This is a genomic window from Thermostichus vulcanus str. 'Rupite' (assembly GCF_022848905.1).
GTDB classification, from domain to species: Bacteria; Cyanobacteriota; Cyanobacteriia; order Thermostichales; family Thermostichaceae; genus Thermostichus; species Thermostichus vulcanus_A.
In genome coordinates, this window is record NZ_JAFIRA010000001.1 from 134,671 (window position 1) to 148,415 (window position 13,745).

The window sequence follows — 13,745 nt, forward strand, 5'->3', positions numbered from 1 at the left end:
CCTCAAACTGCTATTCCTGAGGCTTCTCCGGTTCGTTTCGTGGCGATCGGAGGGAGTATGCGGCCCAATTCCTCCACCTATCGGGCTTTAGAGGTAGCGCGGCGCGAGTTTGAAAAACTGGGGATCCCACTGCACATTCTCGATTTGCGGCAGATGAACCTACCTTTTGTGGATGGGTCTGAATCTTACGCCGACTATCCCGATGTTGCGGTCTTGAAAGAGACCCTGAAACAGGCGGATGGGATCATTTTGGCCAGTCCCGAATACCACGGCAGCATCAGTGGCAGCCTGAAAAATGCCCTCGATCTGCTCAGCTTTGATGAACTGGAAGGTAAAGTCTTCGGGCTGATCAGTGTTTTGGGCGGCGAAACCAACAGCAATACTCTCAATCAAATGCGTCTGATCGTGCGCTGGGTGCACGGCTGGGTCATTCCCGATCAAATTGCCATTGGTCGAGCTTGGAACGCCTTCGACGAACAGGGCAATCTCAAGGATGAGAACCTGCAGCAACGGTTCCAGCGCTTTGCCCAGAGCTTGGTGACCAACACCCACAAACTGCGCGGGATCCCGGTTCAAGGCGCTTAAGATAGGAGCACCCTTCTCCCTCAGGCTCGCCCCCTCGGGATGCTACCCAGCCTATGGTTTGGAAGCTAAGCTCAAGGGGAGCCAAAATCTGGCGAATACAGCCTTTTTGCCCTCGGGAGAACTTGAATATGGTTCAGTCTGGGCCCCACTACTCTGATGGTTCAGAGGCAACAACACCTCTGGTGGCCTTGCAAGCCACGTTGCAGCAGATGCGGGAGCAGACCGACGCTAAGGCGTTGATTCAACTCACCCTGGATTATGTTGGGGCCGTGTTTGTGGCACCCCTCATCTGGCTGGCCTTGTACGACTACCAGAACCATCAGCTGGTGGGCCAGGGTGGGGTTACTCTCCCCGAGGATCAAACCCTGTTGCGGGCTGTGCATCCCCTCCAGCCAGGGGAAATTATGGAGCAGGTGGTGATCGAGCAGCGACCGATCAGCCTGCCGGATATGTCGCAAGAGCCCCGCATGGGCATTTGGCAACGGGAATCCAAGCGTTTGGGCGGGATCCAGGGTTGCTTGATCCACCCGATTCGCAGCCAACGCCGCTGCTTGGGCGTGTTGATGCTGGGATCCCAGGTATGGGGCATTACCACCAGCGAAGAGGAAAAAGCACTCCTCGGCATCTTGCTGGGGCAGTTGGCCGCCTCTTTGCAGCAGCTGGAATCCGCTTGGAAACAGCAGACCGAAAAGCGCCTTGAGGATCCTTTGGTCGCTTTGGGCATCGCTATGCGGCAGGCGGGATCCCTGCAGGAGCGGGTCAGCTTGGTAACGCAGGAATTACAGTCCTTCATCGGTGCGGTGCGCGTTCAGGTGTACTGGCACGAACGCGGCCAAGGGCAGTTTAGCCCCCATCTCACAGCCCCCAAAGCTGGCCCACCCGCTCCTCCTCTTGCAAAAGGCACCAAAACCGCAGCAACCCCAGCCCGTGATGGCAGCCTGCCCCTGCGGGAACTGGGGGATATGTACTACACCCTTGCCGATGGACAGGTGGTGGTGGCCCATGATGCCACAGGGACAACCCGCTCTGAGATCACCCCTAAATTGATGCAACAGTTGCGGGCTCAGGCGGTCTTAGCAGCCCCAATTTTGCTGCAAAAAGACCTGCTCGGGTTTATCTGCGTGGAATCGGATGTGCCCCGTACCTGGCAGGACACCGAGCGGCAATTGGTGGCAGCCGCCGGCAACTGGTTGGCGTTGGCTACACCTTTGGAAGGGCTGGATCAGAGGATCCGGCAGTTGGCCAGTGACCAAGAGTTTGTACAACAGGTGGCCCGTTCAGTTTACACCCAAGCGGATCAACAACAAGCTCTACAGCAGGCGATCAGCGGCTTGGGTCAACGCCTGAAAGCCAGTGCAGTGGTGGTGTTGATGTTGGATCCGGGTACGCAAACTCCGCGCCTGTTTTACGAATACCGCAGTGAGGGCAAACAGCCCCTACCGAAGCAATTCACCCCCTTGAGCGAACAAGACTGGGGGGATCTGATGCGCAATCAGGTATTGGTGGCGGAAAACTACGATCAAGATCTGCGGCTGCTGTCTTGGCGGCAGGAATTGGCTGCCTTAGGCACCCGTTCCCTAATGCTCACCTACACCGGACACGTCAGCGAAACCCAGGCTGCCCCCATTGAAGGGTTAATCCTGGTCATGCACCAGCAACTGCGGGCCTGGAGCCGGGAGGAGCGGCAACTGCTGCGGGGGATCGCTCAACAATTAGGGGTGGTGTTGCGGCAAAGTCAATTGGAGGAATCGCGGCAACGACAAGCGCAACTCCTGAATGGCTTGAGCACCACCTGTTTAACGCTGCAAAACCTCTCCACCCTGCCGGAGATCTACAACACCACCGTGCAACAAACCGCCCAATTGCTCGGGATCCCTTTGGCCCTCTTGGTCAGTTGGCGGCCCGGAGCCAGTCACGGCCAATTGCAACCTCCCTTTGCCACGGCTTCCGAGTTTCGTCCGACGGGCCCCACCGAGATCAGTCTGCAGGATCCCTTACTGGCTTACGCGCTGCAATCGGTAGAACCCCTGCCCCTCACCCACGAGCAGATCCCCTCCGCCAGCCGCACCTGGTTAAATTCCATTGGCTTAGGATCCTGGCTGCTCATGCCTCTGGGATCCGGGGCAGATTTGTTGGCTCCTTTGGGGGTCCTGATCTTGGGTGCAGAAGCCGGAAAAGTTTGGGATCCCTATGAGCGGGCGGCAGTGATGTTGATCGCCCAAACCTGCTGCTGGACACTACGGCGCATACTCTGGATCCACACGCTCCAGGAACGGCAGGAGGTGCTTAGTGAATTGAACTGGTATAAGCATCGCCGTCTGCTGGATATGCAGAATACCCTGCTGGAGAACCTGCGTCGTCTCGGTCAGGTACCGGAAACTCCCGGTGACGAGGCGACTCGCTGGCAGAAGGTGGTGGAGATCGGCAGAGGACTGCGGGATTTGACCACCTACACGGGGCCGTTGCTGCAGTCAGAATCTTGGCAGGTGCGGCCAGATTCGGTATCGGTGCCCCTAGCGGCTTTGGTTCGCAAGGGTCTACGCCGACTGGAAGGGCTGACGCAAAAACGAAAACTGTGGCCGCGGGCCCACGGGGATATGGCCATTGCCGTTCAGGGGGATGCAGGGCGACTGGAGATGATCCTCTGGGAGGTGCTGGTGGCAGCAGCGCAGCGCAGTCCGGAAGGGGGACGGCTGGATCTGTGGAGCCAAGCCAGCGAGGGGTATGTAGAACTGTTGGTGGTGGATCAGGGCAGCTTTGACCCCAACCTGATGGCGGCGCTGCAGTTGGATCCGGAGATGGTGATCTACGCGGATCCCTTGCTCAAGTCTCCCCTCACGGTCAGCCCTGGCTTGGAACTGAGCCTGTGTCAACGGATGGTACAGCGGATGGGGGGACAGCTCTCCTTTTATCAGTCCTCCGACGGGCGCTACGTCTCTCGCTTGCTTTTACCAGTGGGCAGCGATGAGGTCAGGCCGGTAGCTTGAGTCTCCCGATGCCGTTCCCGTTCTTTACATCTCCAGCCTTCACTCCATCTCAAGGCAATAGACCCAGATATGACGTTCTCCCGACACTGACCTGGGGTACAACGCGGGCTTCACTGGATCGCTCCAGCAACTACCTGCTTCGTTCGGTCTTGTCTAGGCAATGCCCCCGACAGAACCCGTCCACAGGTGATTGCATCAGCCTTGACACTCCCCCGGTTAGAAACCGGGGGATTCTCCCTTCTAGCCCCTTGCAACCTTAGACTGCAAGGTATTCATGGAGTTCAGGGGATTGCCAACTACCCCATCCCCTGAGCCGACCCTACCTATTACGGGCAGGGCTTCTTTTAGACTCAAGGGACACGAAAAGCCGTCCCACTGGGCTAGGTTCATTGCGGCATTCCAGTCGGCATCACAGCAATACCCGTCCTGCCCGGTGAACAAATGCCCACTCCTTTTCCCAATGGCCTCCGGCCCTGCGGAGCAGATCAATCCTGTCCTGTGGTCGGTTTTGGATGTGTAGGCAGCAGGACGTTTATGCAGCGTCCTGCCCGCCATTTCCAGCTTGTAGGCAACCTTCCACTCCAAGTCGTAGTACGACCAGGTATGGCGCGATTTCCCGGCATCCGAACGCGCCTTCTGGCTCTGTCTGGATTGGCGGATACCCGAGAGGTCTTCCATCCACACATCCGCATTTACCGCATTGGCAAACCGCACAATGCGGCGGCTAACGGTGTGGTTGACCGCCCTCATCCACCGGGCTTCTTTGCGCTCCAGTCGCTTGAGTGCTCGGTATTTACCCGCCTGCTGCAACTGGGCACGACGCTTCTGGAAACGACGACGACGATAGGCTACCTCTCCACCCCCAAAAAACACCGCCCGACCCCAACGGGTGGCCGCCACTGCCAAACGGTTCTGCCCCCGGTCAACACCCAGTCGCTCCGTACTCTTCACTTCGGGAACTTCCCAAGTGATAGATACAACCGCATACCAAACCCCACGTATTTGCATCAGTTTCAAGGTTCCCCGTTCACAATCCTGCTCAGCCAGGATGCGCTCAAGACGCTCGGCATAGTAGGAACTGCTAACCTCAAGGGGAACCCGCTTGTCACCCTGAATCGTGGGAAAACTCACCGAGTAGGTGCTACCTACTTTGTGCAGCTTCCAGTTTTGGTTGTTGACCTCTGGCCAGAACACTTTGAAGTGTTTGACCCGCTGGCCGGCTTTCCCCTTCAGGACACGAATCACCTGGTTGGAGAGGGCCGACTTGAGTGGTGTCACCACTTTGGCGGTTGTTAATGCTTTTCGTTCCTTTGGACTGATGCGGAGCAGTTCGTTTGCCAGTTCGGTTGTCGCACAAACCGTCTGGTCGAACATCTCTGCTTTGACCGCATTGAGGTCAAGAAACTTGAGCTTGAGTGTGGTGGTGACCCGTTTCATGGGGACTATTGTATGTACTATTTCTGTTGCTGAATAAATTCAGCCTGTGCGCTTATATCCCCCGGTTAGAAACCGGGGGCTTTACGCTGCTTTTCGTAAGTCCCACGACTGAGAGCCCATGATTGCGAATCACTTGAGCGCTGACCACATCCCTCGGCTTGACCGAACCGCATTCACCGCAATGGTGGGTGCGCTCTTGCAGCGCTTTACGGACTGCAGCCCTGCAGTCAATCCTCATATCCCTTTTTGAAATCGGTAAAAAAAAAGACTTATTGGGGGAAGAAGGTTTCCAGCCAAGAGGTTTAATCTTGAGTCACTTCCAGCTGATTGTCTGGATCCAGGCTGACCCGAAACTGTTCTGCACCCGTTGGCAAGGGATCCGGAGGCAAATCCGGTAAATCCGCCAGAGGGGTTTGTCCCAGCCGCTCTTGGGCCAGCTCGTTGGCGGGTTCAGCAGCCAGCAGGGATCCCGTCGCATCCACTGTTACTCGATAAACCAGGCTCTCCTGTAAATCCGGGGGAGATTGCCACTGATCTGCCAATTGCTCCCGGAGACGGCTGAGAAGATCTAGATCATCCACATCAGCCTCTCGATCTGCAGAAAGGGTGCGGCTATCAGCAGGGGCAGTCTCTTGGCCAGCTGTTTCGGCGGACTCCAGCGAAGTGGGCGTGGTGAGTTGTTCTTGCACCCGATTGGCAGTTTGGTTTTCTGCTTCTGGGGTACGGGTGGCCAAAACCCCAACACCGGCCACAACAGCGATTCCCCCCACCACCAGAGCGGCAATGCCGGTGGGTTGACGATACCAAGCCCGTACCGGTTGAGTCTTGAGACTGCTCAGATGCGGGATATCTGTCGCCACCTGGGTCAAGTTCTCCAGCAGATCGTAAAGCTGCGTCATGGAGAGATCCACCTGGGCAATCCCTTCTTCTCCCTGCCGAACCGTGAGACGGTGAAAAATAAAATCGAGAGGACGAATGGCAACTGTGCCGCTGAACGTCCCCTTCGGCTCACCCCGCAGCTGGGATTCAACGTAGCGATTGATCACGGTGATTAGGTCGTTCAGCCAAACGCTATCTCCCCGCAGCATTTTGCGGGCTTCCCCCTGTCGGATTTCCAACTGGCACTCAAACCCTCGCTGTATCGCTTGCACCGGTGGGGCGGTACCCTTCTCCGGGGCATCGGGGAGAGCCGCGGTTTCCCCCTGAACCGTGAGGGTGGAGGTGGGTTGCTGATAGGCGTGGCTAATACTAGGCATGACGGCAAAAGGCGAAGGACATACTACAGAACACAATCAAACACAATCAACCCTTCAGGAGGCCGGGAAGGCATCGGAACTGGAATTGGCGGGTTGGGCAACGTCGTCCTCTTCCTGATCACCTGGCAAATCCATCTCTGGACGGTTGAGCAATGCGGTCCAAAGTCGTTGGGTGCCCTTGGGACTGCTGTAGAACATCAACTCAATCAGAATGCGCAGGGCCAATTCCGTGATGCTGTTTTCATCTCGCATATCCCCATCCACCATACGGCTGCGGTAATGGGAGAGGAATTCGTCCAGGTAATCCCCCACTAGGGGTTGATGGAACGGGTTGCGCTCCTGCTCGACCGCGGCTTCCAACTGTTCGAGGGTGCTGCGGATACGGGCCTGTTGTTGGGCTGCCATATGGCCAATCACCAGCACAAGGGCGCGGGCTTCCTCGATATCGACCTTCTTACGCCCACCGCTGCTACGCCGTAAGGGGTTGGCATTGCGGAGTCGCCATAGGGCCACTCGATCCCCAATGCGTTCTTGCAAGTTCAGAGCTTGGGCGGCGGCCAGAACCGCCTCAGAGCTTTCTCCGCTCAGGGATTCCAGCCCCAGCAATAACAAGTCCAATTGGGCTTTGATAGTGCCGGTGGCTGTGCTGAGACCATCGGGCCGATTGTCCAAAAGAGTGTGCTTGTGTTCCACCGTCACGCTGTCAATGGGAGCATTGTGTCTCGACAAGACTCTATGATCTCTTGTCTGCGCCAAACCCGCAACCTGCTCCGCTTGCGCTCTAGGGAAAAATACTTTGTGCCCGTGACCCCGGCAGCCTCGCGGCGGGAAGTTCGGATACCCTAGATTCGGGATCCCACAGACACTTACCATGTTCTCATCCCTCTTGGCAAAGGTGCGGGGGCTGCATCTGGCTGTACCTGATTCTCAGCTTAAGAGAACGGTTGGACTTGGGCTGAGCGGTTGCCAATTTTGCAACAACTGGGTTTTGAACGGGGTCTTGGATACTTTGGGGAGATAGGGATCCCTTCCCCACCCAAGTAACACCTCCGAGGAGAACTCCGTGTCAGGGTTACGGCTGTAGGTAAGCTGTATATAATAGTGTGCGAGTGTGCGAAGAGAAAGGGAGAACTTCCCCTGGGGTCTTTTTCAGTTGCTAAGTTCTTGACTTCAGGTTGCCGCTTTTGCCTATACCTGCTGCGTTGGGTACCCCAATTGTGATGGATGCCTCTGCTCAATCCAAGCCGGTTCATTTGGTCTTGATCTTCACGGATCAGCTGGGCCAGCGTGGCGTAGTGCTAGACAACATCTACTACTCGGTGGGGCGCTCCCCGAGCAACCACATTCGCCTGTATGATTCTTGCGTCTCGCGGGAACATGCCCTGATCATCCGCATCCCAGAAGAGAACCAGGCGGGGCACAGCTACATGGTGTTCGATGGCAGCCCTGGATCCCGGCGCAGCACCAATGGTTTGTTTGTCAATGGCAAAGCCGTGTTGTCTCACCCTCTCAGGCCGTTCGATAAGATTGGGTTTGGCCCAAATGTCACGGCCATTGTGGAAACCACCGATCGCCTCAGCCCGGAAACCCTAGCGGCTCTGTTGAAAACACCTTCTCCTACGGGGTCTACCACTTTGGCTGGGGCCAAAGATACCAAAGGATTTACTGCCGCTTGATCTGAGCTTGGTAAGGGTTTGCGGGCAGGGATCCGGATCCCCGTCGATGCCTGCGAATGGGTTCAATCTTTGTCCAGTCCTGTTGAATTTTGGGTAACTGTGTCCCCGATCCCGCCTGCTCTGCGCCCTTTTTGGGAAAACGCCTTTGATTTGGAAGCCCACCTGGGATTCTTTCTGGGCCTGGATACGGCTGATTTACAGGAAAAGCTAAAGGCAGGGCAGCAACAACTGGCAGAGTTGGGTCGGCGAGACTTTCGCTGGGATCAAGCGGATCAGTTTTACCGGGATCAGGTGGGATCCGCCTATCTGCTGGACTTGGCCGCCTGGCACCTGAGCAGCACCGACTACATTGGCGATACCTTGCGCTTACTGGCGGATCAAGCGCGTGGGCTGGTGTTGGATTTTGGCGGTGGCATTGGTACCCATGCGATTGGGGCTGCGTTGTGTCCGGCGGTGGAACAGGTGATCTTTTGGGATCTCAACCCGATCCATCGGCAGTTGATGAAGCTGCGGGCAGAGCAGTTGGGTTTAACAGAACGGATTCGGTGCCCAGAGGTTTTCCCGGCAGGGATCCGCTTCGATACGGTGGTTTGTTTCGATGTGGTGGAACATTTGCCGGATCCGGTGGGGCAGTTGCGGCAGTTTCACGACTGGCTGAAGCCGGAGGGCAAGCTGGTGATCAACTGGTACTTTTTTAAGGGGTTTCAGGGGGAGTTCCCCTTTCATCTCGACGATCCGCAGGTGATTGAGAACTTTTTTCGGGTGTTGCAGAGCCGGTTTTTGGAGGTGTTTCACCCCTACCTGATCACCAGCCGCTGCTACCGTAAGTTGAATGCTCCGCTTCGGGAAGACGGGTGATGATGCGCTACTGGCGGGTGTTGCGGCTGTTTTGGAGTACCTCGATTGCGGCTGAAATGGAGTATCGAGCCAATTTTCTCTTCGCCAGCTTGAGCAGTTTAGGTGGATTGGCGGGGGCCTTGTTTGGGTTGTCGTTGTTTTATCAGCAAGGGCATCAGTTTGGCGGCTGGAGTTGGCCGGAAGCCTTGATCGTGTTGGGCATATTCACGATCCTACAGGGGGTGGCGACCAGCAGTTTTAATGCCAATTTGAACCGCATTGTGCAACAGGTTCAGGAAGGCACCCTCGATTTTGTCTTACTCAAACCGATTAGCAGCCAGTTTTGGCTTTCAGCACGGGTGTTTTCTCCTTGGGGGCTGACGGATATTGGCTTCGGGCTGTCGGTGATCTTGTACGCAGGGATCCAACTGGGGTTACCGCTTTGGGCCTATGGGTTGGGTCTCTTGCCGCTGGGGTTGGGGTTGGTCATCCTCTATAGCCTCTGGTTTATGTTGGGGGCAACCAGCATTTGGTTTGTGAAAATCTACAATGTCACAGAGGTGTTGCGGGGCTTGGTGGAGGCGGGGCGATTTCCGATTGTGGCCTATCCGGCAGCTTACCGAGTGTTTTTTACCTTCATCGTGCCGGTGGCCTTTTTAACAACGATCCCAGCGGAAACCCTGCTGGGCCGAGTGCAATGGGAATGGCTGTTGGGATCCGCTTTGCTGGCGGTAGGGCTATTGTGGGGATCCCATATTTTTTGGCGCTTTGCCCTGCGGTTTTACACCAGTGCTTCCAGTTAGTGGCGGTGAAGCCCGCGCCTGTGCCCGGTTTATTTGTCGGTTTATTTGTCAAGGGACACCGACTGATTCTGGGTCTAAACCTCTCCCCAGCCCGGGTTCAGCTTTTGCTTGAGAGGTCGATAGAACTTGAAATAAGCGATGGATCCCACTTGTCTGGCCAAGGTTTTGGCGGGAGTGTCTGCACCGATGCAGCGCTGACAAACGGCGTTGTTCACCTGAAACCGATCAAACCCTTGTCGCAAAGTACAGGCGGGTGAGCCAGCCAAAATGTCAGCCAGGGATCCCCCTAGCCTCACCTGTCCCAAGGGGATTCGCCCTTCATAATCTTTGCAGCAGGGGACGACGGTGCCATCGTAGAGAACCCCCGCCTGCTGGGATCCCCCATTGCAATAACCCCAACGGGCCGGGATCACCTGTTCAGTCTCGACATTGCTCCAGCTATCTAGGGGGAAAGTTTCCAAAACCAAGCGCGGATGGATGCGAATGAGTTGCCAACGTCCGGGTCGGTAGGTCTCAATTTGGGATCCCACCCAAGCAGCATCGGGGGCATCCGGGATCCCTTCGAGGGCGCGCGTGGCCCAAGCCGAGAGTTCTGAACGCATCTGTTGTGCGGAGTTGATCACCGCAAGGGCTTTGTGGGGCACCAAAAAGGGGTGGGGGCTAGTATCGAGGAACTTTAGGTGAACCTGGGTGGGGCTATCGGAGCGCAGATGCGCTTGCAGAAACTGGGTAATGCCGGCAAAGTAGCGCTCGGCGGTGAGGCGAGGGGGGGCACCCCGAATCAGGAATGTCACCGGATCGGGGGTTTGCAGAGAAATCGTCAGTTTGGGAAGACGACTGTGGATGAGCCGATCAATGTGCTCTGGCCAGAGGGCAAAGGTGCTGCCATTGCTGGTCAGGTGCAAATCAAGGCCGCGTGCCACCGCCATGTCAATGCCCAGAAAGATATGCGGGTAGAGCAGCGGCTCCCCCATCAGGTGAAAGGTGAGGATGCGGGCCAATCCGGTTGCTGCCACCTCATCCAAAATCTGCTCCAACAGAGCCGGATCCATGTGCCCCCGTCGCCGCTGCATGATCCCATCTGGACAAAACTCACATTTGAAGTTGCAAACGTTGGTCACCTCAAGGTGCAGGCGCTCCAGTTGGGGAACAGTAGAAGGCATGGGAAACCCTTGGGCTAGACAAGTCACGGGGCGAGAGTAACACTGTATGGGTTCATCCTAGGATCCCAGTTCGATTTTCATCTCAATCTCATTTTTGAGTTGGGATCCCTCGGTTAGGCTAGCGATAGACCCTTTGGCGCGATCCAACATGTCCTATCAACCGATCGAAAACTACGGCATTATCGGCAATATGCAAAGTGTGGCGCTGGTGGGGATGAATGGTTCGATTGATTGGCTGTGCTTGCCCCGTTTCGATTCTCCCAGTATTTTCGGTGCCCTTTTGGATGATGAAAAAGGAGGCCGATTTCAAATTACAGCGGTGGGAGAAAGGGTCAAAAGCCAGCAATTCTATTGGCCGGATACCAATGTACTGGTGACCCGCTTTTTTGCTGAAACCGGCATCGGCGACGTGGTGGATTACATGACGGTGGGTCTGCGACCGGATGAACCAGGCTACCACTGGCTGATCCGGCGGGTACGGGCGGTGCGGGGCAGTATGACCTTCAAGCTGATCTGTCGGCCTGCGTTTAACTATGGACGGGATCCCCACGACACCAAGTTGATCGGCTGTGGGGCTAACTTTATCAGTAAAGACTTGGCCCTGGAACTGACGGCTCACGTGCCGCTAGAGATTGATGGGGATGGAGTCGTTTCAGAATTTACCCTGCAAGAAGAACAAACCACCTTTGTGGTGCTACAGCAGGATCGAGATTTGAGCACCTGCGACATTGTGGAACAGCAACGGGCGGATGAGCTGTTTTTGCACACCGTTCAGTTTTGGCGGCACTGGGTTTCGCAGTGTACCTATACGGGTCGCTGGCGGGAAATGGTACATCGATCGGCCCTGGCCCTGAAGTTACTCACCTACGAGCCCACCGGAGGGATCATCGCCGCGGCCACCACCAGTTTGCCGGAAGGGATTGGCGGCGAACGCAACTGGGACTACCGCTACACCTGGATTCGAGATGCGGCCTTTACCATTTATGCCCTGATGCGCATTGGCTTCACGGAAGAGGCGGCCCGATTTATGCACTGGATCGAGGAGCGCACCCACGATGCCAACCCGGATGGATCCCTGCAACTGGTGTATGCCATTGATGGGCGCAAAGACCTAACGGAGATCACCTTGGATCATTTGGAGGGCTACAAGGGATCCCGTCCGGTTCGCATTGGCAATGGTGCCTACAACCAACTGCAACTGGATATCTACGGGGAGCTGATGGACTCGGTTTACCTGTTCAACAAATATGGGATCCCAATCTCCTACGACTTTTGGACCCAACTGCGCCGCTTGGTGGATTGGGTTTGTGATAACTGGAACCAACCGGATGAAGGGGTATGGGAGGTGCGCGGTGGCCCGCAGCATTTTGTCTATTCCCGTCTGATGTGCTGGGTGGCGCTGGATCGGGCGTTGCGGCTGGCCAACAAACGCTCCTTCCCTGCCGATCGCCTGCGCTGGGAACGGATCCGCGACCAAATCTACGAAGAGATCATGGACAAAGGCTGGAACGAGCAGCTGCAAACCTTTGTGCAAGCCTACGGCAGCGAAGCCCTGGATGCTTCCACCCTGATCATGCCGTTGGTGTTGTTCTTGGCTCCCACAGATCCGCGCATGATCAAAACGCTGGAGGCCATTAGCCGTCCCCTACGACAAGGGGGCCTGATGATGGGGGGCTTGGTTCACCGCTACGATGTCCACAAAACCGATGATGGTCTGAAGGGAGAAGAAGGCACGTTCAACATCTGCTCGTTTTGGATGGTCGAAGCCATGACCCGGGCCGGGGCCGCCGATCCAATCTGGCTAGAGCGGGCCCGCCTGATGTTTGAAGAGATGCTGGGGTATTCCAACCACCTCGGCCTCTATGCAGAGCAGATTGGTTCTAGTGGCGAGGCATTGGGGAATTTCCCCCAAGCCTTTACCCATCTGGCCTTGATCAGTGCCGCCTTCAACCTGGATCGGGCCTTAGGTCAACGGGATTAGCTCTGGATTCCAGGGATCCCTACCCGCTGCGGCTAACATGGGCATGGCCCGTTCTGCTTGAGCCTTATGTCGCTACCGTCATTCCTGTTGACTGTTCAGCCTATCCGTGGCCTGCGGATCTTGCCTGTGAGCCTTGCGGTTGTCTTGGGGATGGGGGGATGGGGATCCCTGGCCTCTGCCCAAGTGTTGATGCATGTGCCCGTACCCAATGGGGGCTTGATGCAGGCGCAAGGGTTACAACTGGCCACCGACTCATTGCGATTGGCACAGTTTGGCCAAGCGGAGGAAGCCCTCCGTCGCTTGCAACTGGCGGTTGAAATGGTGCCTAATTCCTCAGAGTTGCACTACGTTTTGGGCAATGTGCATCTGGAACTGGGAGATTATGCCCAGGCCAACCAATCGCTGCAAAAGGCCCGGGCTTTGGCCCCAGAGGATGCCGCTGTTCTCTACTCGCTAGGGTCTTCTTACCTACGACAGGGCAGTTATTTTGCCGCCACTGAAGCCCTAGAACGGGCGGTCGCCCTGCAACCGGATAACCCCAATGCCCGCTTCCAATTGGGCAATGCCTATTGGCTACTGAATGACGGCGACCGTGCCCGCCAGGAATATGAGGAAGCCCTAAAACTGGATCCCTCCTACTGGCCGGCCATGAACAACATTGGCCTGGTGGACTACGAGCAGGGGGATATCGATGCTGCCATCGACCGCTGGGAACGCACCTTGGAGATGATTGACTCTATGGCAGAACCCTACCTGGCGCTGGCCACCGCCCTCTACATCCGGGGAGAAACCGAGCGGGCAGAAGAGCTGGGTGCAAAAGCGATGCGCTTGGATCCGGAATATGCCCGCTTGCAGGTGCTACGGGAAAACCTCTGGGGGGAAAAGCTCATGCGGGATGTGCAGATCCTGCTGCGAACCCGTCCTGTTGCCGAAGCTCTGCAACAAGCTGCTATCGATCAGTTCAATCAGCAAATGGGGCTTTCAGAATCAGAATAAGTCAGCCACGGTAAGCCAGCTAAT

The 13,745-nt window shown here is 56.4% G+C and carries 11 protein-coding genes; 7 read left to right on the forward strand and 4 right to left on the reverse strand.

All coding sequences use genetic code 11. The features are described from left to right. Window positions 1-39: 39 nt before the first annotated feature. Together JX360_RS00620 and JX360_RS00625 are read left to right on the forward strand one after the other, a co-directional pair. Window positions 40-585: an NADPH-dependent FMN reductase gene (locus tag JX360_RS00620; protein ID WP_341830509.1), complete on the forward strand. Its 546-nt coding sequence runs from the start codon at window positions 40-42 to the stop codon at window positions 583-585. 128 nt (window positions 586-713) lie between these two features. Then, the gene (locus JX360_RS00625; protein ID WP_244348420.1) at window positions 714-3,572 is read left to right on the forward strand and encodes a sensor histidine kinase; all 2,859 of its coding nucleotides are present in this window, start codon (window positions 714-716) and stop codon (window positions 3,570-3,572) included. A 240-nt stretch (window positions 3,573-3,812) separates the two neighbouring features. On the opposite strand, the gene JX360_RS00630 is transcribed toward JX360_RS00625, so the two are convergent. From JX360_RS00630 to JX360_RS00640, 3 genes are all read right to left on the reverse strand, one after another. Next, complete coding sequence (locus JX360_RS00630; protein WP_244348421.1) at window positions 3,813-5,009, reverse strand: RNA-guided endonuclease TnpB family protein; 1,197 nt, start codon at window positions 5,007-5,009, stop codon at window positions 3,813-3,815. Between the two features lie 302 nt (window positions 5,010-5,311). Next, window positions 5,312-6,265, reverse strand: coding sequence for a DUF4335 domain-containing protein (locus JX360_RS00635; protein WP_244348422.1), 954 nt, complete (start codon window positions 6,263-6,265; stop codon window positions 5,312-5,314). A 54-nt stretch (window positions 6,266-6,319) separates the two neighbouring features. Beyond that, window positions 6,320-6,994: a DUF3038 domain-containing protein gene (locus JX360_RS00640; protein WP_244348423.1), complete on the reverse strand. Its 675-nt coding sequence runs from the start codon at window positions 6,992-6,994 to the stop codon at window positions 6,320-6,322. A gap of 455 nt (window positions 6,995-7,449) precedes the next feature. On the opposite strand from JX360_RS00640, the gene JX360_RS00645 reads away from it, so the two are divergent. From JX360_RS00645 to JX360_RS00655, 3 genes are all read left to right on the forward strand, one after another. Continuing rightward, the gene (locus JX360_RS00645; RefSeq protein WP_244348424.1) at window positions 7,450-7,941 is read left to right on the forward strand and encodes an FHA domain-containing protein; all 492 of its coding nucleotides are present in this window, start codon (window positions 7,450-7,452) and stop codon (window positions 7,939-7,941) included. Window positions 7,942-8,010: 69 nt separating this feature from the next. Beyond that, on the forward strand, window positions 8,011-8,799 hold the full coding sequence (locus JX360_RS00650) for a class I SAM-dependent methyltransferase (RefSeq protein WP_279611130.1): 789 nt from the start codon (window positions 8,011-8,013) through the stop codon (window positions 8,797-8,799). Further along, on the forward strand, window positions 8,799-9,581 hold the full coding sequence (locus JX360_RS00655) for an ABC transporter permease (RefSeq protein WP_244348425.1): 783 nt from the start codon (window positions 8,799-8,801) through the stop codon (window positions 9,579-9,581). The genes JX360_RS00650 and JX360_RS00655 overlap by 1 nt, the downstream gene beginning before the upstream one ends. A gap of 74 nt (window positions 9,582-9,655) precedes the next feature. Here the strand turns inward: JX360_RS00655 and JX360_RS00660 are convergent, their stop codons facing one another. Continuing rightward, on the reverse strand, window positions 9,656-10,744 hold the full coding sequence (locus JX360_RS00660) for a radical SAM/SPASM domain-containing protein (protein ID WP_244348426.1): 1,089 nt from the start codon (window positions 10,742-10,744) through the stop codon (window positions 9,656-9,658). Between the two features lie 148 nt (window positions 10,745-10,892). On the opposite strand from JX360_RS00660, the gene JX360_RS00665 reads away from it, so the two are divergent. Then, complete coding sequence (locus JX360_RS00665; protein ID WP_244348427.1) at window positions 10,893-12,725, forward strand: glycoside hydrolase family 15 protein; 1,833 nt, start codon at window positions 10,893-10,895, stop codon at window positions 12,723-12,725. Window positions 12,726-12,851: 126 nt separating this feature from the next. After that, window positions 12,852-13,721 carry a tetratricopeptide repeat protein gene (locus JX360_RS00670; protein WP_244348428.1) on the forward strand — a complete coding sequence of 290 codons (870 nt, stop codon included), beginning with the start codon at window positions 12,852-12,854 and terminating at the stop codon, window positions 13,719-13,721. The last annotated feature ends 24 nt before the right edge of the window (window positions 13,722-13,745 follow it).